Source organism: Acidovorax sp. (genome assembly GCF_021287135.1).
Taxonomy (GTDB): domain Bacteria; phylum Pseudomonadota; class Gammaproteobacteria; order Burkholderiales; family Burkholderiaceae_C; genus Acidovorax.
In genome coordinates this window covers 21,470-38,872 of record NZ_JAJTBB010000017.1, presented here as the reverse complement: position 1 = coordinate 38,872, position 17,403 = coordinate 21,470, and the positions used below count along the sequence as shown (strand labels likewise).

Annotated in this window: 17 protein-coding genes; 5 read left to right on the top strand and 12 right to left on the bottom strand. The window is 68.4% G+C overall.

Features of this window, described 5'->3' with window-relative positions; all coding sequences use genetic code 11:
• Nucleotides 1-17 precede the first annotated feature (17 nt).
• The gene (locus tag LWW96_RS03855) at nucleotides 18-1,046 is read left to right on the top strand and encodes a tripartite tricarboxylate transporter substrate binding protein (RefSeq protein ID WP_291484352.1); all 1,029 of its coding nucleotides are present in this window, start codon (nucleotides 18-20) and stop codon (nucleotides 1,044-1,046) included.
• Nucleotides 1,047-1,064: 18 nt separating this feature from the next.
• Here LWW96_RS03855 and LWW96_RS03850 read toward each other — a convergent pair whose 3' ends face one another.
• The 7 genes from LWW96_RS03850 to LWW96_RS03820 all read right to left on the bottom strand — a co-directional run bounded on the left by LWW96_RS03850 (nucleotide 1,065) and on the right by LWW96_RS03820 (nucleotide 9,614).
• The gene (locus LWW96_RS03850) at nucleotides 1,065-1,985 is read right to left on the bottom strand and encodes a glyoxylate/hydroxypyruvate reductase A (protein ID WP_291484351.1); all 921 of its coding nucleotides are present in this window, start codon (nucleotides 1,983-1,985) and stop codon (nucleotides 1,065-1,067) included.
• A gap of 63 nt (nucleotides 1,986-2,048) precedes the next feature.
• Nucleotides 2,049-4,076, bottom strand: a complete 2,028-nt coding sequence (locus tag LWW96_RS03845) for an acetyl/propionyl/methylcrotonyl-CoA carboxylase subunit alpha (protein WP_291484350.1) — start codon at nucleotides 4,074-4,076, stop codon at nucleotides 2,049-2,051.
• A complete protein-coding gene (locus LWW96_RS03840) occupies nucleotides 4,077-4,796 on the bottom strand; it encodes a DUF4126 domain-containing protein (protein ID WP_291484349.1) in 720 nt (239 codons plus the stop codon).
• A 171-nt stretch (nucleotides 4,797-4,967) separates the two neighbouring features.
• The gene (locus LWW96_RS03835; protein ID WP_291484348.1) at nucleotides 4,968-5,750 is read right to left on the bottom strand and encodes an enoyl-CoA hydratase/isomerase family protein; all 783 of its coding nucleotides are present in this window, start codon (nucleotides 5,748-5,750) and stop codon (nucleotides 4,968-4,970) included.
• Nucleotides 5,747-6,256: a DinB family protein gene (locus tag LWW96_RS03830; protein WP_291484347.1), complete on the bottom strand. Its 510-nt coding sequence runs from the start codon at nucleotides 6,254-6,256 to the stop codon at nucleotides 5,747-5,749. Before LWW96_RS03830 ends, LWW96_RS03835 begins: the two co-directional genes overlap by 4 nt.
• Nucleotides 6,257-6,264: 8 nt before the next feature.
• Nucleotides 6,265-7,872: a carboxyl transferase domain-containing protein gene (locus tag LWW96_RS03825; protein WP_291484346.1), complete on the bottom strand. Its 1,608-nt coding sequence runs from the start codon at nucleotides 7,870-7,872 to the stop codon at nucleotides 6,265-6,267.
• Between the two features lie 11 nt (nucleotides 7,873-7,883).
• Nucleotides 7,884-9,614 (bottom strand): AMP-binding protein, encoded by a 1,731-nt coding sequence (locus LWW96_RS03820; protein WP_291484345.1) that lies wholly within the window; start codon nucleotides 9,612-9,614, stop codon nucleotides 7,884-7,886.
• A 100-nt stretch (nucleotides 9,615-9,714) separates the two neighbouring features.
• Between LWW96_RS03820 and LWW96_RS03815 the strand changes: the two genes are divergently transcribed.
• From LWW96_RS03815 to LWW96_RS03805, 3 genes are all read left to right on the top strand, one after another.
• Entirely contained in the window at nucleotides 9,715-10,845 is a 1,131-nt protein-coding gene (locus LWW96_RS03815; protein WP_291484344.1) for an AraC family transcriptional regulator, read from the top strand.
• 172 nt (nucleotides 10,846-11,017) lie between these two features.
• Nucleotides 11,018-11,794 carry a hypothetical protein gene (locus tag LWW96_RS03810; RefSeq protein ID WP_291484343.1) on the top strand — a complete coding sequence of 259 codons (777 nt, stop codon included), beginning with the start codon at nucleotides 11,018-11,020 and terminating at the stop codon, nucleotides 11,792-11,794.
• A 49-nt stretch (nucleotides 11,795-11,843) separates the two neighbouring features.
• Nucleotides 11,844-12,518 carry a glutathione S-transferase family protein gene (locus LWW96_RS03805; protein ID WP_291484342.1) on the top strand — a complete coding sequence of 225 codons (675 nt, stop codon included), beginning with the start codon at nucleotides 11,844-11,846 and terminating at the stop codon, nucleotides 12,516-12,518.
• 24 nt (nucleotides 12,519-12,542) lie between these two features.
• On the opposite strand, the gene LWW96_RS03800 is transcribed toward LWW96_RS03805, so the two are convergent.
• The 4 genes from LWW96_RS03800 to LWW96_RS03785 form a co-directional block, all read right to left on the bottom strand.
• On the bottom strand, nucleotides 12,543-13,196 hold the full coding sequence (locus LWW96_RS03800; protein WP_291484341.1) for an HAD family phosphatase: 654 nt from the start codon (nucleotides 13,194-13,196) through the stop codon (nucleotides 12,543-12,545).
• A 49-nt stretch (nucleotides 13,197-13,245) separates the two neighbouring features.
• The gene (locus LWW96_RS03795; protein ID WP_291484340.1) at nucleotides 13,246-13,662 is read right to left on the bottom strand and encodes a YchJ family metal-binding protein; all 417 of its coding nucleotides are present in this window, start codon (nucleotides 13,660-13,662) and stop codon (nucleotides 13,246-13,248) included.
• Nucleotides 13,663-13,752: 90 nt separating this feature from the next.
• A complete protein-coding gene (locus tag LWW96_RS03790) occupies nucleotides 13,753-14,460 on the bottom strand; it encodes a DUF4197 domain-containing protein (RefSeq protein WP_291484339.1) in 708 nt (235 codons plus the stop codon).
• A 186-nt stretch (nucleotides 14,461-14,646) separates the two neighbouring features.
• Entirely contained in the window at nucleotides 14,647-15,438 is a 792-nt protein-coding gene (locus tag LWW96_RS03785; protein ID WP_291484338.1) for an alpha/beta hydrolase, read from the bottom strand.
• Between the two features lie 157 nt (nucleotides 15,439-15,595).
• Here LWW96_RS03785 and LWW96_RS03780 point away from each other — a divergent pair, with 157 nt between their 5' ends.
• Entirely contained in the window at nucleotides 15,596-16,078 is a 483-nt protein-coding gene (locus LWW96_RS03780) for a YetF domain-containing protein (protein ID WP_291484337.1), read from the top strand.
• 29 nt (nucleotides 16,079-16,107) lie between these two features.
• Here LWW96_RS03780 and LWW96_RS03775 read toward each other — a convergent pair whose 3' ends face one another.
• The gene (locus LWW96_RS03775) at nucleotides 16,108-17,403 is read right to left on the bottom strand and encodes an alanine racemase (RefSeq protein WP_291484336.1); all 1,296 of its coding nucleotides are present in this window, start codon (nucleotides 17,401-17,403) and stop codon (nucleotides 16,108-16,110) included.

Here is a 17,403-nt window from a genome sequence, read left to right as displayed (position 1 = left end):
CCCCCCAGGAGACAGACATGCAACACCACCGCACCCCTCCCCCCGCGCTGCGCGCCACCCGGCGCGCCCTGCTGCACGCCGCCTGCGCCGTGCCGCTGGCACTGGGCATGGCAGGCGCAGCCACCGCACAGACAGCGGCCAGCGCCTGGCCCAGCAAGACCATCCGCTTCGTCGTGCCCTACCCGCCCGGCGGCCCCACCGATCTGATGGCGCGCATGTTGCAACCCGAGCTGCAAAGCCGCCTGGGCGTGCCCGTGATCGTGGACAACAAGGGCGGCGCGGGCGGCAACACCGGCAGCGCCGAGGTCGCCAAGCAGGCCCCCGCCGACGGCCACACGCTGCTGCTGGCGGCCAGCGGCCCCATGGCGGTGAATGCTTCGCTGTACAGCAGCATGCCGTTCAACCCGTTGACCGACCTGGCCCCGGTGGTGCAACTGTCCGCCTTTCCGCTGGTGCTCGAAGTGCATCCGTCGCTGGGGGTGAAAACGCTGGCCCAATTCCTGGCCCTGGCCAAGGCCGGCAAGCCGGTGCTCAGCTACGCATCGGCCGGCAACGGCACGCCCCAGCACCTGGCGGGCGAGCTGTTCAACAGCATGCTGGGCGTGAAGCTGGCGCATATTCCGTACCGGGGCGCGGGCCCGGCACTCAACGACCTGATCGGCGGCCAGGTCAATGTGATGTTCGACATCGTGGGCAGCTCGCTGCCGCACATCCAGGCGGGCAAGCTGGTTCCGCTGGCCGTGACCTCCAGCGAACGGGCCAAGGTGCTGCCCAACGTGCCCACCTTGGCCGAGGCCGGCGTGCCCGGCTACCAGATCACCGGCTGGCACGGCATTGCGGTGCGGGCCGGCACGCCCCAGCCCGTCATCGACAAGCTCAATGCCACGGTGAATGCGATCTTCAAGGAGCCGGCCTTCCGCGCCAAATGGGAGGCCATCGGCACGCCCGTGGTGGCAGGCAGCGCGGCCGACTTTGGCGCGCTGATCAAGGCCGACGCACAGCGCCTGGGCAAGCTGGTGCGCGACGCGGGCGTGACGGTGGACTGAGCGGCGTGCTGGCGCGGCTCAGTAGCCGCGGCCGGGGTTCACCACACCCGCCACGGCCTCGCCCCGTGCCAGCGCCGCCATCTTGCGCGCGATCTGGGCAATGCTCTCGTCGCGCAGCGTGCGTGCCGAGGTGTGGGGCGTGACGGTGATGCGGGGGTGCGTCCAGAACGGGTGGCCGGCGGGCAGCGGCTCGGTGCGGAACACATCCAGCGTGGCGCCTGCCACGTGGCCGCTGTCGAGAGCTGCGAGCAGGTCTTCGTCCACCAGATGGGCGCCGCGCGCCACGTTGATGACATAGGCGCCAGGCAACAAACGGCCCAGGGTGGCCTGGTTGATGATGTTGGCGGTATCCGGCGTGAGGGGCAGCAGGTTCACCAGCACGCGGCTGGCCGCCAGAAAGTCGTTGAACTGCGCCGCGCCCGCAAAGCCGCGCACACCGTCAATCGCCTTTTCGCTGCGGCTCCAGCCGTTGATCGGAAAGTCAAATTGCGCCAGCGCACGGGCCACGCGCTCGCCCAGCACGCCCAGGCCCATCACGCCGATGGGATAGTCGCTGCGCAGGCGCGGCTTGCGGTAGCCCCAGCGGCCGGCCTGGGTGTCGGCCTCGTAGCCATCGAGTTCACGGAAGTGGCGGATGACCGCATGGCACACGTATTCGGCCATCTGCACGGCCATGCCCGCATCATCCAGCCGTACCACCAGCGCCTGCGGGGGCAAGCGCAGCTTGAGCAAGGCATCCACGCCCGCGCCGATGTTGAACAAGGCTTTCAGGCCCGGCTGCTCGTCCATGAACTGCTGGGGCGGCGCCCAGACCACGGCGTAGTCGGCCGGGGGCGCGCCCGGCAGCCACACGGAAATCTCGGCGCCGGGCAATGCGGCGGACAGTCCCTGCAGCCAGGGATCGGCCTTGGTGTCGGTACAGCAAAAGGTGATTTTCATGGGGCCCAAGCGTAGCCGCATTGGGCATCCGATGCTGTCGCCTGCAGGGCGCGGGTTGGTGGCTCAGGATTTCTCGGCCGCCACCAGCTTGAGCAGCTCGGCCCCTTCGGCCACCTGGTCGCCGGGCGCGTAGAGCAGTTCCTGCACCACACCATCGGCTGGGGCGGCAATGGTGTGCTCCATCTTCATGGCCTCCATCACCGCCAGCGGCTGGCCTTTGGTGACGGTATCGCCCGCCTTCACGGCGAACGACACGACCTTGCCGGGCATGGGGGCCGTCAGGCGCCCGCCCTCGGCCGCGGCTTCGCCGGCGTGGGCCAACAGGTCGATCGCGGTGATCTGCGTGGCACCCCGCGGGGTGAAGACATGGTCCACCTCGCCCTGCGCATACACGGCGGCGCGGGTGCGCTGGCCGGCAAACTGCAGTTCGATGCCTTCGGCCTGCGGCGCAAACACCAGCGGCCCGGCCACGGCGTTTTCACCTTCCCCCACGGCCAGATGCAGGCTGCCGCCGCGCTCGTAGGTCAGCAGCGCCTTGGCGTGCTCTCCGCCAAATTCAAACGCAAAGCGGCGCTGCACCACGCCATGCGTGTGGAAGCCGTCACGGCGGCTGAACGGGTCCGCGCCTTCGCTGGCGCGCTCGCGCAACAGCGTCTGGGCCACAGCCGCTGCTGCGGCCAGGGGCAGGCCCACGGGCTCCTGGTGGAACAGCACGGCCTGCTCGCGCTGGATGAGCGCGGTGTCGAGCTGGGCGCCGGCAAACGCCTCGGTGCGCGCCACGCGGCGCAGGAACTGCACATTGGTCGCCAGGCCCACGATGTGGGTCTGCGCCAGCGCCTCGTCCAGCCGCGCCAGCGCCTGTTCGCGCGTGTCGCCGTGCACGATGAGCTTGGCCACCATGGAGTCGTAGAACGGGCTGATCGCATCGCCCTGGCGCACGCCGGAATCGACGCGGACCGCGCCCCGCTCGAACGTCAAGCACTCGGGCAGCGCATACACGTTGAGCGCGCCGGTGGCGGGCAGGAAGTTGTTGTCCGGGTTCTCGGCGCAAATGCGCGCCTCGATGGCGTGGCCCATGATGCGCAGGTCGGCCTGCTTCAAAGGCAGCGGCTCGCCCGAGGCCACGCGCAGCTGCCACTCCACCAGGTCCAGCCCGGTGATGGCCTCGGTCACGGGGTGCTCCACCTGCAGTCGGGTGTTCATCTCCATGAAGTAGAACTTCATCTGGTCGGGCCGCTCATAGCCGCCCGGCTGCTCCACGATGAATTCCACCGTGCCCGCGCCCACGTAGTTCACGGCCTTGGCGGCGGCCACGGCGGCCTCGCCCATCTGTGCGCGCAGTTCGGGCGTCATGCCGGGGGCCGGGGCTTCTTCCAGCACCTTCTGGTGGCGGCGCTGCACCGAGCAGTCACGCTCGAACAGGTACACGCAATTGCCGTGCGTGTCGCCAAACACCTGGATCTCGATGTGGCGGGGGCGCTGCACGTATTTTTCGACCAGCACTGCGTCGTCGCCAAAGCTGTTGATGGCCTCGCGCTTGCAAGAGTCGAGCGCGGCGGCGAAGTCCTCAGCCTTGTCCACCGCGCGCATGCCCTTGCCGCCACCACCCGCGCTGGCCTTGATGAGCACAGGGTAGCCGATGCGGTCGGCCTCGCGCTGCAGCAGAGCAGGGTCCTGGTCGCTGCCGTGGTAGCCGGGCACCAGGGGCACGCCCGCCTTTTCCATGAGCTGCTTGGACTCCGCCTTGAGCCCCATGTCCTTGATGGCCGAAGCGGGCGGGCCGATGAACACCAGGCCCGCCGCCGCGCAGGCTTGGGCGAAGTCTTCGTTCTCGCTCAAAAAGCCGTAGCCCGGGTGGATGGCCTGCGCGCCCGTGGCCTGGGCGGCTTCAATGATGCGCTCCCAGCGCAGGTAGCTGTCCTTGGGCGCGCTGCCGCCGATGTGCACGGCCTCGTCGCAGACGGCGACGTGCTTGGCGTTGGCGTCGGCGTCGGAATACACAGCGACGGTCTTCACGCCCAGGCGCTTGGCCGTTGCAGCCACGCGGCAGGCGATCTCGCCGCGATTGGCAATCAAAATTTTCGTAAACATCTAAGCCACCTTGGCAGAACCAGAAAAGAAAGAAGACAGACGCCGCACCACAGCGCGCAGAAACTTGAACAGCACCACCAGCAGCAGCACCGACACCACCACCATCACGACCAACGCGATGCCGAAGGCCACCGGGTGCTGCGTGGACAGCCACACCACGGCCACGACCAGGCCGTCTTCAAAGAACGACAAGCCCCAGTTGGAAAACGGCTCGGGCGAGGTGTTCACAGCCGCGCGGGTGGTCATCTTGGTGGCCAGGGCCGTGGCCGACAGCGAGCCGCCCAGCAGCCCGGCCACCACGGCCATGGTGGCGTTGTCGGCGCCGAACACCCCCGCGGCCAGCAGGGCGCCCGCCGGCACGCGGATGAAGGCATGCACGGCATCCCACGCGCTGTCCACCCACGGGACCTTGTCGGCAAAGAACTCCACCAGCAGCATGCAGCCGCTGACCATCAGCACCAGCGGGTGCTGGAGCATGGCCAGGCCGGGCGGCAGCGGCATCCAGCCCAGCACGCCCATCATCCCCACCAGGAACACCACGGCATACAGCCGGAAGCCGCTGGCCCAGCCCAGGGCGGCGGCCAGCGCCAGCAGGCTGGGCATGTCGAGCCGCGCCGTGGCGTTGGCCGCGGCCTCGCCCACGGCACGGGCCGTGCCGCCGTCCACATGCAGCCCCAGCGTGTGGAGCCACTGCACGATGTTGAACCAGAGGGTGTCCATGTCAGAAGCTCTCCCCACCACAGTGAAAGTTCGCTAGCGGCAAAAAATGGCGCGCACTATGCGCGGGACGCAGAGCAAGGGCCGCCCCGCAGCGAGGGCGTCGTCCCCCTGCCCGCTGCGCGCAGCGCAGCGAGAGCGGGGGGAAGGTGCGCAGCGCCTCAGGGGGGCGTCTCATAACCAGTTCGGCTTGCGCTTGTTCAGGAAGGACTGCACGCCTTCCTTGCCCTCGTCGCTGGCACGGATGTCGGCAATGCCCTGCACAGTGGCGGCGATCAAGCCCGCGTTGATCTCGCGCTCGGCCACGTCGATGACCAGCTTCTTGCACACGCGCACCGCGTTGGGGCTGGCGCTGGTCAGGTGCTTGAGCAGCTCGTCGACCTTGGCGTCGAGCTGCTCGGCCGCCACCACGCTGTGCACAAAGCCGATGCGCAGCGCCTCGGCCGCATCAAAACGTTCGGCCGTGAGGAAGTAGCGGTGCGCCGCCCGCGCGCCCATGGCCCGGATCACGTAAGGGCTGATGGTGGCGGGGATCAGGCCCAGCTTCACCTCGCTCAGGCAAAAGCCTGCCGAGTCCACCGCCACGGCCATATCGCAGGCGGCCACCAGACCCATGCCGCCGGCGTACACGTCGCCCTGCACGCGGGCGATCGTGGGCTTGGGGCATTCGTAGATCACGCGCAGCATCTCGGCCAACTTGCCGGCGTCGGCGACGTTTTCGTCACGCGTGTAGTCGGCCATGCGGCGCATCCAGTTCAGGTTGGCACCGGCGCAGAAGGCCGGGCCTTCGGCCGCCAGCACCACGGCGCGCACGTCGGCGCGGCTGCCCACATCGACAAAGGCAGCGGTGATCTCGGCAATGACCTCATCGCTGAAGGCGTTGCGCACCTCGGGCTGCGTGAGCGTGATGCGCGCCACCGCGCCGGATTGGGTGATCGTCAGGTTCTGGCTGCTCATGGCTGGGAAGGGTTTTGCAGGAAGTAGACAAGGTCCAGCTCGGGGCTGGGCTGGCCCATGGCGGTCAAGGCCGCCGTGATTTGCCCGCGGTGGTGCGTGCCGTGGTTGAACACATGGGCCAGCGTGGCCGCAAACGGCAGCGATGCCGCCGTGCCGCGCATGGTGGTGTAGTCGAGCGTGCCGCCCCACCGGTCGGGTGAAAACGAGGCGATCAGCGGCGCCCAGCGGGCCGCCCCTTCGCGCAGCCGGGCGTCCAGCTGTGCGCGGTCGGGTTCCACCTCGGCGTTCAGCGCCACCGTAGGCGAGCGGCCTTCAGCAAACCGCACGAACCACAACAGGTGCTCGCCCACCAGCAGGTGGTTCAGCGTGCCGTGGATGCTGTGGAAGAACAGGCCCGCATCACGCCGGTAGCCCTCCTCCGGCAGCGCCCGCACCGCATCCAGCAGGCGCGACGTGGCCCACACGTTGTAACGCGCGAGCTGGGTGAAGTGGGCCACGGCGTCCATCAACCACCTCACATGCGGAAGATGCCGAACTTCGTGTCTTCGATCGGCGCATTGCGCGTGGCGGCCAGGCCCAGTGCCAGTACGCGGCGCGTGTCGGCCGGGTCGATCACGCCGTCGTCCCACAGGCGGGCGGTGGCGTAGTAAGGGTGGCCCTGCTCTTCGTACTGGCGGCGGATGGGGGCCTTGAAGGCTTCTTCTTCCTCCATGCTCCATTGGCCGCCCTTGGCCTCGATGCCGTCGCGCTTGACGGTGGCCAGCACGCTGGCGGCCTGCTCGCCGCCCATCACGCTGATGCGCGCGTTGGGCCACATCCAGAGGAAGCGCGGGCTGTACGCCCGGCCGCACATGCCGTAGTTGCCCGCGCCAAAGCTGCCGCCGATGATGATGGTGAACTTGGGCACACTCGCCGTGGCCACGGCCGTGACCAGCTTGGCGCCATGGCGCGCGATGCCCTCGTTTTCGTACTTGCGGCCCACCATGAAGCCGGTGATGTTCTGCAGGAACACCAGCGGGATCTTGCGCTGACAGCACAGCTCGATGAAGTGCGCGCCCTTTTGCGCGCTCTCGCTGAACAGGATGCCGTTGTTGGCGATGATGCCCACGGCCATGCCTTCGATGCGCGCAAAGCCGCAGACCAGCGTGTTGCCGAAGCGGGCCTTGAACTCGTCGAACTCGCTGCCGTCCACGACGCGGGCAATGATCTCGCGCACGTCAAAGGGCTTGCGCGTGTCCACGGGGATCACGCCGTACAGCTCTTCCGCTACAAATTTAGGAGCTGCCGGCGCTTTATCAGCAAGCGCTGGGGCCTTGTTTCTATTCAAATTGCGCACCGCCGTGCGTGCCAGTTGCAGCGCATGCAGGTCGTTTTGCGCCAGGTGGTCCGCCACGCCCGACAGGCGCGTGTGCACGTCGCCGCCCCCTAAATCTTCCGCGCTCACCACCTCGCCCGTGGCGGCTTTGACCAGCGGCGGGCCGCCCAGGAAGATGGTGCCCTGGTTCTTGACGATGATGGACTCGTCGCTCATCGCGGGCACGTACGCCCCCCCGGCCGTGCAGCTGCCCATGACCACCGCGATCTGCGCGATGCCCTGGGCGCTCATGTTGGCCTGGTTGTAGAAGATGCGGCCGAAGTGGTCGCGGTCGGGGAACACGTCGTCCTGGTTGGGCAGATTGGCGCCGCCCGAGTCCACCAGGTAGATGCAGGGCAGGCGGTTCTGCGCGGCCACCTCCTGCGCGCGCAGGTGCTTCTTCACCGTCATTGGGTAGTAGGTGCCGCCCTTCACCGTGGCGTCGTTGCACACGATCATGCAGTCCACCCCACTCACGCGGCCGATGCCGGCGATCAGGCCCGCGCCCGGTGCGTCGTTGTTGTACATGTTCAGCGCCGCCAGCGGGGCCAGCTCCAGGAAGGGCGTGCCGGGGTCGAGCAGGTTCGCCACCCGCTCGCGCGGCAGCAGCTTGCCGCGCGCGGTGTGCTTGGCGCGGGCCGCTTCGCCGCCGCCCTGGGCGACCTTGTCGAGCTGGGCACGCAGGTCTTCCACCACCGCGCGCATGGCGGTGGCATTGGCCTGGAAGTCCGCGGAGCGGGGGTTGAGTTGGGTGTCGAGAATGGTCATACGTTTGCTCTTCAAGCAGTCTTTTGTTCTTCCAGGCCCAGCTGGTCCTTCATCTCGTCGCGGATCTTGAACTTCTGGATCTTGCCCGTCACCGTCATGGGGAAGCTGGCGACGAAGCGGATGTAGCGCGGCACCTTGTAGTGCGCGATCTGGCCCTTGCAGAAGGCGCGGATGTCGTCCTCGGTGGGCTGGGTGCCGGGCTTGGCGATGATCCAGGCGCACAGCTCCTCGCCGTACTTCTGGTCGGGCACGCCCACCACCTGCACGTCCTGCACTTGGGGGTGGCGGTACAGGAATTCTTCGATCTCGCGCGGGTAGATGTTCTCGCCGCCGCGGATCACCATGTCCTTGATGCGGCCGACGATGTTCACGTAGCCCTCGGCGTCCATGGTGGCCAAGTCGCCGGTGTGCATCCAGCCGCCTTCGTCAATCGCCTCGCGGGTCTTGGCCTCATCACCCCAATAGCCGTGCATCACGGAATAGCCTTTGGTGCACAGCTCGCCGCGCTGGCCGATGGCCACGATGGCGCCGGTGTCCGGGTCCACGATCTTGACCTCCAGGTGCGGCTGCACCTGGCCCACGGTGGAGACGCGTTTTTCCAGCGGGGTGTCGGTGCTGCTCTGGCAGCTCACGGGGCTGGTCTCGGTCATGCCGTAGGCAATGGTGACCTCGCGCAGGTGCATCTGCTCCACCACGCGCTTCATCACCTCCGTGGGGCAGGGCGATCCGGCCATGATGCCGGTGCGCAGCGTGCTCAGGTTGAACTCAGCAAAGCGCGGATGGTCCAGCTCGGCGATGAACATGGTGGGCACGCCGTGCAGGCCGGTGCATTTTTCATCCTGCACCGTCTGCAGCACGGTGAGCGGGTCGAATCCGTCGTTGGGGTACACGATGGTCGCGCCATGCGTGAAGCACGCCAGGTTGCCCAGCACCATGCCAAAGCAGTGGTACAGCGGCACGGGGATGCACAGCCGGTCTTCGGGCGTGAGCTTCATGCATTCGCCAATGAAGAAGCCGTTGTTCAGGATGTTGCGGTGCGTGAGCGTGGCCCCCTTGGGGAAGCCCGTGGTGCCGCTGGTGAACTGGATGTTGATGGGGTCGGTGGCCTGGAGGCCCGCCGCGACCTGCGCCAGGCGGGGGTCGGCCGCGTTGCCGCGCGCGATCAGGTCGCTAAAGCGCAGCAAACCCGGCTCATCCGCCCCCTGCCCGGTCTCGTCGATCCACACCACGGTGTGCAGGTGCGGCAGCTTGACGGAGCCCAGCTGCCCGGGCCGCTGGTGCTGCCACTCGGGCGCCAGCTCGCGCAGCATGCCCAGGTAGTCGCTGGTCTTGAAGCGCGCCATGCTCACCAGCAGCTTGCAGCCCACCTTGTTCAGCGCGTATTCCACCTCGGCCGTGCGGTAGGCCGGGTTGATGTTGACCAGCACCAGGCCCACTTGCGCGGTGGCCAGCTGCATCAGCACCCATTCGGCATTGTTGTGCGACCAGATGCCCACGCGGTCGCCGGGGGCGAGGCCCATGCCCAGCAGTGCGCTGGCCAGACGGAGGGCTTCGGTCTGCAACTGGGCATACGTGAAGCGCCGCCCCTGGTGCACGCTCACCAGCGCCTCGCGGTCGGGCTGGTGGGCCACCATGCCGGCAAAGAAGGCGCCGATCGTCTGCTCAATGAGCGGCACGCCGGTCGCGCCCCGGGCGTAGCTCTCCACCAGCGGTGCGGAAGGGGTTGCGGCTGCACTCGTCATGGGTGTTGTCTCCTTGGCTTGGTCGTCCTGCCCCGGCCCCTTGGGACCCCGCGGGCGATCCCGTAAGGATAGAAGCCTGCACCCCGGCCAGGTTGCCACAATGGTTGCAAATCGTGCCACGGCTGGCACACTCTGCAGCGTGACGCCACCCGCCCCTTCTGCCCCGCTCCCGCCCCCGCCCGCTGCGCCCTCCGCCAGCGCGCCCATCGCACCAGCGGCCACGCCCATCGCCTTCGTGCGCGCCATCGCCCTGGCCTACGACCGGCGCGGCCTGAGCCCCGGCCACGCCCTGGCCCAGGCACAGATTGCGCCGCAGTTGCTGCAGGACGACAGCGCCCGCATCACCGCCTGGCAGATGGAGCGCATCTCCGATGCCGCCATGCGCGAGCTGGACGACGAAGCCCTGGGCTGGTTCAGCCGCCGCCTGCCCTGGGGCAGCTACGGCATGCTGGCACGCGCCAGCATCAGCTCACCCACGCTGCAGGTCGCCCTGGCCCGCTGGTGCCGCCACCACGGCCTGCTGGCGGACGACATTGCCCTGCACCTCACCACCACCGGCGACACCGCCACCCTGGCCATCACCGAGGCGCGCGACCTGGGCGCCCTGCGCGAGTTCTGCCTGGTATCCGTGCTGCGCAATGCGCACGGCCTGGCCTGCTGGATGGTGGACTCCCGCATCCCCCTCATCGCGGTCGAATTCGCATTCGGCGCGCCGCCGCATGCCGATGCGTATGCCGTGCTGTTCCGCGGCCCCGTCACCTTCCACGCGCCGCGCACCGCTATCCACTTCGACGCCCGCTACCTGCACCTGCCCCTGCGCCGCGACGAACAGGCCCTGCGCCAGATGCTGCAGCACGCCCTGCCCCTGACGGTGCTGCACTACCGCCGCGACCGCCTGCTGGTGCAGCGCGTGCGCCAGCTGCTGGCCGCGCCCCTGCCGGGCCAGCCCGCGCACGCCCTGCCCCAGCACAGCGCCGAATCGCTGGCCGCGCTGCTGCACGTGTCGCCGCGCACGCTGCACCGGCAGTTGAAGGAGGAAGGCGCCACGCTGCAGGGCCTGAAAGACGAGGTGCGCCGCACCCGCGCGGTGGAGCTGCTGCACCGCACGCAGCGACCCATCAAGCAGGTGGCGGAGGCGGCGGGGTTTGAGAACGAGAAGAGCTTTATCCGGGCGTTTCGGGGGTGGACGGGGCAGTCGCCGGCGGAGTTTCGGAGGGAGGCGAGGGTGTAATCGCTTGCAGAGGGCTGCCCGCACGCACTCGATAGTTAGCAAAAATTACTTCGCCCTTTGTCTCTTTAGTGCGGCTCGCAACTATGCTGTAACTTTGCAACCGCACTTCAACTGCCTTCTTTCGACTAGCGCTGTCAGAGCAGTGCGATCAAGGTCTAGCCCGTAAAACTACATGTTCGCACTCGATCCTTATGATGCGTTGGTCCCGGTTTACCTCGAAACCGACATACCTCGCCGGATAGCTCAAACAGGGACGGCGGTTTTCGTTGAAGTGCATGGAGAACCCTTCCTTTTTACCGCTGCGCATGTCACTGATGATCGCGAGCGGGGCGAACTTCTTGTTCCTACCAATCGCGGACTTTCCCCAATCGAAGGCTACGTCGGGTATGTGGACTTGCTGCCCGAGACCCGACGTAGCGAAGACGATGTGGATATCGCTTACTACCGCCTCTCCTCAGAGTTCGCGCGACACCTATGTCATCACTTCCTTCCATTGGCGCAACAGCGTTGCGAGCTTATTTCGCCGACACTTGAACCCATGGCCTGTTCAGCTTCAGGGTATCCGGCGTCAAAGTCGCGCAAAACTGCAGATGGCGCATACACATCGGAAGTGTTTTCTTTCCGAGGAGTTTCTGCGGCGCCTGATGCGTACGAGAAATGGAACTTGTCTACGGATATCAATATCGTGCTTCACTTCAACAAGAAGAGCGCCGTAGACCCCGCAACCTTGAAGTCTTTTCCAACTCCCAGCCTTAGAGGAATCAGTGGCGGCGGAATATTTGCATGGCCGAAAGGACAAGAGATATCTGATGACTGGTCGTTACCCAAGCTTGTCGGGTTGGTGCATTCCTTCAAGGAGAAAGAAGGTCTCATCATTGGAACCACGCTGCTTCCGATTTTGTCGGCGATCCAACTTGGCCGGATGAAGGGTTATGGCGGTGTGCGCTAACTAGGTCCACATGGTGGCCAACATTCAATCAACGCTAATCAATGCCCCCATGCTCCACCTCCACCACTGCGTCAGCGCCCGCTCCTTCCGCCCCCTGTGGATGCTGGAAGAGCTGGAACTGCCCTACACCCTTCACATGCTCCCCTTCCCACCGCGCACCAAGGCGCGGTGGTTTCTGGACGCAAACCCGTTGGGCACGGTACCGCTGCTGGTGCAGGGCGAGGTGCGCATGACCGAATCGGCCGCGATGTGCCAGTACCTGGCGGCCACGCACCCCGACGCAGGGCTGGACGTGGCGCCCACGCACCCGGCCTATGGCGCCTACCTGAACTGGCTGCACATGAGCGATGCGACGCTGACCTTTCCGCAGACGCTGGTGCTGCGCTACGGCCGCTTTGAGCCTGCCGAGCGCCAGCAGCCGCAGGTGGTGGAGGATTACACGCGCTGGTTCCTGGCCCGGCTGCGGGCGGTGGAGACGGCCTTGACCCACAGCCGCAGCGACCACCTGTGCGCGGGCCGCTTCACGGCAGCGGATGTGGCGGTGGGGTATGCGCTGCTGCTGGCGCAGCACCTGGGGCTGGTGTCGCAGTTCGGGCCGGCCACGCAGGCCTATTGGCAGCGGCTGCAAGCGCGGCCGGGCTACCAGCGGGCGATGGCGGTGCAGCAGCGGGCGGCACAAGAGCAGGACGTGCCCAGCACCCCGGCGCCCGACACACGGCCCTGAAGGGGCACCCGGCCGTGCATGCGCTCAGCAGCCCAGCAGAGCGGGCAGCTCGGCCATGCTGCGAAACACCTGCGCTGCGCCTGCGGCAAGCAGGGCCTCGCCATCGTCAAGCGGCGCGTAGGCAAACACCGTGGCGCCCGCGGCCACGCCGGCCATCACGCCGGTGACGGTGTCTTCCACCACGGCGCAGCGCGGTGCTGGTGCTTGCAGCGCTGCGGCGGCGGCCAGGTACACGTCCGGCGCGGGCTTGGTGCGCGGCATCTCGTGGCCGCTGAAGACGCGGCCGGCAAAGAACGGGGCCAGGCCCACCTTGGCCAGCTGCATCTCCACCTTGTACCGGTCGGCGCCGGAGGCGCAGGCGATGCGCCCGCCGTGGTGGGCGTGCACGCGCTCGATGGTGGGGTGGATGTGCTCGATGGCGGTGAGGCGCGCCTCCAGCTCGGCGTTGCGGCGCGCGTAGAAGTCGGCCATCCACGCGTCGGTGAGCGGGCGGCCGGTGTGGGCCTCGATGCGGGCGGCTTCGCTGCGCACCGTCTTGCCGACAAAGAGGCGCATGCAATCGTCAGCGGTCAGGGCCCAGCCGGCCTCTTCCAGCATGTCGCGCAGCACGCCGTTGGTAATGGGTTCGCTGTCGACCAGCACGCCGTCGCAGTCAAACAGGATTGCTTCAAATTTCATAGCTGCTTGCGCTTGTCCAGCAACGTTTGGGGGTCAATTTCATTAAAAACTACGCGCCCAGGTCGCCATCCACATAGAACCAGCGCCCGCCTTCGCGCACGAAGCGGCTGGTCTCTTGCAGGCGCACGGCGCGGCCGCCCACGCGGTAGCGTGCGACAAACGCCACCTCGGCCCGGTCGGGTCCGGTGCTGCGGTGACTGCGCACGTCCAGGCCCAGCCACTTGGCGCCGGCGTCGAACTCCAGCGTGGCCGGCCGGGTGCTGGCGTGCCAGGTGGCCTGCAGGTAGTCGGCACGCTCGGCCACGAAGGCGGTGTAGCGCGATCGCATGAGGCTTTCGGCGTCGGGCGCGGGGGTGGCGTCCCAGTGGTCCAGGTAGCGGCCGCAGCAGTCCGCGTAGGCCAGGGGTTTGTGGCGTGCATTGAGCCGGCCGCAGGGGCAGGCGCCGGTGGGTTCAGGGGATGCCATGGGGTGGAGCGGGCTGTTTCAAGGGACGGGGTGGCGCCGCCGCCGGGCGCCGGAGCGCACAGTGGCGCGGCGGCTCAAGGGGCGCGCCATCTACCGCAACGCGCCAAACACCTTGCGGGCAATGGCGCTGCCGGCGCCGGCCGGGTTCTGGCGGATGCGGCGCTCTTCCTCGCCGATCATGAAGTACAGGCCGTCCAGCGTCTTGCCGGTGACATAGTGGCCCAGGTCGGCCTCTTCGGGGCGCAGCAGGCCAAAGCCGGCCGCCTTGCTGGCGAAGGTGTTGTACTTCTGTGCCAGGCCGACCTTCTCGATGGACTGGTTCACCACGGGCCGGAAGCGCTCGGACAGCGGGGTGCGCGTCTTGTCGGCAAAGAAGGTGGTCACGGAGGTGTTGCCGCCGGTGAGGATGTTCTTGGCGTCGGTCACCGTCATGGTCTGCACGGCGCGCACCAGCAGGTCCTTGCCCAGGGGCACGGCCGCCTCGGCGGCGCGGTTGATGGCGGTGACCAGCTCGTCCACGCGCCGGCCCTGGCCCAGCGACTTCATGACCTTGGCCGCGTCGTCCAGGGCGCCCGGCAGGCCGATGCGCACCTGCGGGTTGCCCAGGAAGCCGTCGGGCCGGCCCAGCAGCGCCACGGCCGCCTGCGCGCCCTGGCCCAGCGCCGCCTTGACGCCGCTGGCCGCGTCCGCATTGGTGAGGTCGCCCATCGACAGCGCCCGTGCCCGCTGGTGGGTGAACAGCAGCAGGGCGCCCAGCGAGAGCGCCGCGCTGGTGTGGTGGAACTGGCGACGCAGCATGGCGAAAGAGTCCTTGTGGTGAGGGTGGCGGGAGAACGGTCCGGCAAGCGGCCCCGCGGGCGCCGCGCCGGGCGCTGCCGTGGAAGCCGCGCCCTTTCAAGCGGGTGCGCCCGCGCCGGAACCGCTGATTTTCGCCCACACGGGGCCCCTCTCCTGGCGGCACGGCGATTCGCGCCGAGAGGACGCCTAAGGCAGCGCGCGCAGGAACTCCACCAGCGCGGCGTTGACGGGCTCCGGGTGCGTGAGGTTGCTGGCGTGGCCGCCGCCGGGGATCTCCACCATCCGCGCCTGGGGCAAGGCATGGGCCATGGCCTTCGCCCGCGACAGGTCGATGGCGTGGTCCAGCGTGCCGTGCACCACCAGGGCTGGCACGGTGATCGCGCCCAGGCGGTCGCTGATGTCGTCGCGGCTGCCCAGGGTGGTGAAGCACTGCACCAGGTTGGGCACGGTGAGCTGGCGCCACTTGGCCTGCCACGCCGGCGTGCCGGGCCATCCGTCGCCCAGGATGGTGTGGGCCACCACGGCGGCAATCTCGTCCGACAGCCCACCCTCCAGCCAGGCCTTCATCAGTGCCTCGTGGCCCACCATCTTGGCCGGGTCTTCCTGCAGGGCCTGGGTGTCGATGAGCACCAGCGCGCGCACGATGTCCGGATGGGTCAGCGCGCAGCGCAGCGACAGGTACCCGCCTTGCGACATGCCGGCCAGCACCGCCTGCCGGACGCCCAGGTGCGCCAGCAAGGCGGCCAGATCGTCGGCCGAGTCGTAGTAGCTGAAGGGTTCGCACCGCGCCGGATCGGCCGTCTGGCCGTGGCCGCGCTCGTCCCAGGTGATGCAGCGCCAGGCGCCGCGCAGGGCTTGCACCTGCGGCGCGAACATGCTGCCATCCATGAGCAGCCCGTGCGAAAAGACGATCACCGGGCCGTCGCCGCCGGTGTCTTCGTAGTACAGCTTCTGTTGGTTGACGTGCGCAAAAGGCATGCAGGGCTCCTTGCTGGAATGAAGCGGCCATCTTGCACGCCGGGCAACGCCAGGCGCAACCTGCACAACCCGCAACGGGGCGCCTCACAGTCGCCTTGGCGTCAACGGACGGCGCTGGGTACCATGGTGCTTGCAGCCCAACAGAAGGAGTCAGGCAATGTGGACAACAAGCGTGCCGTGGTGGGAGTTCATCCTGCGCGGCGTGGTGGTGTATGTGTTTCTGCTGGTCTTCTTGCGCCTGACGGGCAAGCGGCAGACGGGGCAGTTCGCGCCCTTCGACCTGGTGCTGCTGCTGATCCTGTCGAACGCCGTGCAGAACTCGATGAACGCGGGCGACAACTCGCTCGTCGGCGGCCTCATTTCGGCATCGACACTCATCATGTGCCACATGGCGCTGGCCTGGCTCACCTTCCGCCATGCCTGGCTGGAACGACTGGTGGACGGCAGGCCGCAGGTGCTGGTGCAGCACGGGCAGCTGGACACCGCGCTCATGCGCAGCGAGCTGCTGTCCACCCGCGACCTGCAGGCCGCGCTGCGGGCCGGCGGCTGCCTGGACCTGCACGAGGTGGAGCGCGCGACCATCGAGACCAACGGCCAGATCACCGTGGTGCTGAAGCGGCGCGACAGCGCGCCGGGCTGAGCGGCGCGCCCCCGCACCCGCTGCCGGGCTCAGCCCCGCGCCGGGAACACGGGCCATTGGCCCACGATGCGCCCGCCCTCGTACACGGCGATATCGCCCAGCTGCTGCAGCACGGCCTCGCTCTGCCGGGGGCGGAAGAACACCACGTCGTCGGGCCGCAGGGCCTGGGTGCCGGAGCCGACCAGCAGCTGCTGGTTGGACGACAGGCCCATGAGCACGCTGGTGCCCAGGCCCGGCGGAGACACGGGGTCGGCCAGCCAGTTGCCGCCGTGGATGAAATGCGCCGTGCGCTCATTGGCGTCCCACGCGCGCGCCAGACGGCCCAGGGCGCCCACGCCGTCGGGCGCCGCGAACGCCCCCACCTTGAGGACGGGCGTGGCGATCCACGCGGCGGGCGCCAGGTCGACCAGCAGGGGCGTGTCGAAGTCCGAGGGCAGCACCATGGCGGAGCCCACCGCCACCTCGTTGGCCGCGCCGCTGCCGTCGTGCAGGCGGAAGGTGGGCGAGCCGGCGGTGTTGAAGGTCCACGGCCCGGACGGCGATGGCAGCGGGCTTGCGCGCAGCACATCCACAAAGCCCTGGTAGGCCGCCAGCGCGTCGTGGTGCGCGCGGGCGCGCGCTCCGGCGATGTCCGGAATTTTCTGGGTGTGCGCGTCGTAGCCCATGAAGCCCGCAAAGCGCAGCAGCGGCTCTTCCTGCACCATCTGCAGCAGGGCGCGCAGCGTGTCGGCGTCCGCCACGCCGCCGCGGTGCAGGCCCACGTCGATCTCGATGTTGATGCGCATCGGCTGCCCACGCCCACGCGCAATTTCACGGTACTGCGCCAGGCGCTGGGGCGTATCCACCAGCCACTGCAGCTGGCGCGCCGGGTCAAAGCCGGAGGCTGGCGGCATGGCCAGAAAGGCCGCCGCCGCCGCGGCGGGCACGGGCTTGCCCAGCAGCACATCGGTGTGCGGCCGCTCTTGGGCGATCAGGGCCAGATAAGGCAGGCTGAACACCATCTGCCGGGCACTGCCGGTGGCGGCGCCCACCTCGTCGAGCAGGCCCAGGCAGGGCAGGGATTTGTTCACCAGCCGCAGCGCGAGCGGTCGGCCCTGCACGTGCGCGCGCACCTTGGCCGCGTTGGCGCGCAGCCGCGCCCGGTCCACCACCAGCGTAGGCTGCAGGGCCAGGCCGGCAGCCTTGAGCGCCTGGGCCATGGCGGCGAAGTCGCCGGTGTGGGGCGCGCCCCGGTCGGCCGGGCGTGCGGCCAGCAGCGCGGCGCCCGTGGCGGCGAGCGCACCCGCCGCCACCACGCGGCGCCGGGTGAGTCCTTGACGCTTCAT

Coding starts and splice junctions, on each gene's coding strand:
- LWW96_RS03855 (WP_291484352.1), top strand. CDS start 18: ATGCAACACCACCGCACCCCTCCCCCCGCGCTGCGCGCCACCCGGCGC.
- LWW96_RS03850 (WP_291484351.1), bottom strand. CDS start 1,985: ATGAAAATCACCTTTTGCTGTACCGACACCAAGGCCGATCCCTGGCTG.
- LWW96_RS03845 (WP_291484350.1), bottom strand. CDS start 4,076: ATGTTTACGAAAATTTTGATTGCCAATCGCGGCGAGATCGCCTGCCGC.
- LWW96_RS03840 (WP_291484349.1), bottom strand. CDS start 4,796: ATGGACACCCTCTGGTTCAACATCGTGCAGTGGCTCCACACGCTGGGG.
- LWW96_RS03835 (WP_291484348.1), bottom strand. CDS start 5,750: ATGAGCAGCCAGAACCTGACGATCACCCAATCCGGCGCGGTGGCGCGC.
- LWW96_RS03830 (WP_291484347.1), bottom strand. CDS start 6,256: ATGGACGCCGTGGCCCACTTCACCCAGCTCGCGCGTTACAACGTGTGG.
- LWW96_RS03825 (WP_291484346.1), bottom strand. CDS start 7,872: ATGACCATTCTCGACACCCAACTCAACCCCCGCTCCGCGGACTTCCAG.
- LWW96_RS03820 (WP_291484345.1), bottom strand. CDS start 9,614: ATGACGAGTGCAGCCGCAACCCCTTCCGCACCGCTGGTGGAGAGCTAC.
- LWW96_RS03815 (WP_291484344.1), top strand. CDS start 9,715: ATGGTTGCAAATCGTGCCACGGCTGGCACACTCTGCAGCGTGACGCCA.
- LWW96_RS03810 (WP_291484343.1), top strand. CDS start 11,018: ATGTTCGCACTCGATCCTTATGATGCGTTGGTCCCGGTTTACCTCGAA.
- LWW96_RS03805 (WP_291484342.1), top strand. CDS start 11,844: ATGCTCCACCTCCACCACTGCGTCAGCGCCCGCTCCTTCCGCCCCCTG.
- LWW96_RS03800 (WP_291484341.1), bottom strand. CDS start 13,196: ATGAAATTTGAAGCAATCCTGTTTGACTGCGACGGCGTGCTGGTCGAC.
- LWW96_RS03795 (WP_291484340.1), bottom strand. CDS start 13,662: ATGGCATCCCCTGAACCCACCGGCGCCTGCCCCTGCGGCCGGCTCAAT.
- LWW96_RS03790 (WP_291484339.1), bottom strand. CDS start 14,460: ATGCTGCGTCGCCAGTTCCACCACACCAGCGCGGCGCTCTCGCTGGGC.
- LWW96_RS03785 (WP_291484338.1), bottom strand. CDS start 15,438: ATGCCTTTTGCGCACGTCAACCAACAGAAGCTGTACTACGAAGACACC.
- LWW96_RS03780 (WP_291484337.1), top strand. CDS start 15,596: ATGTGGACAACAAGCGTGCCGTGGTGGGAGTTCATCCTGCGCGGCGTG.
- LWW96_RS03775 (WP_291484336.1), bottom strand. CDS start 17,403: ATGAAGCGTCAAGGACTCACCCGGCGCCGCGTGGTGGCGGCGGGTGCG.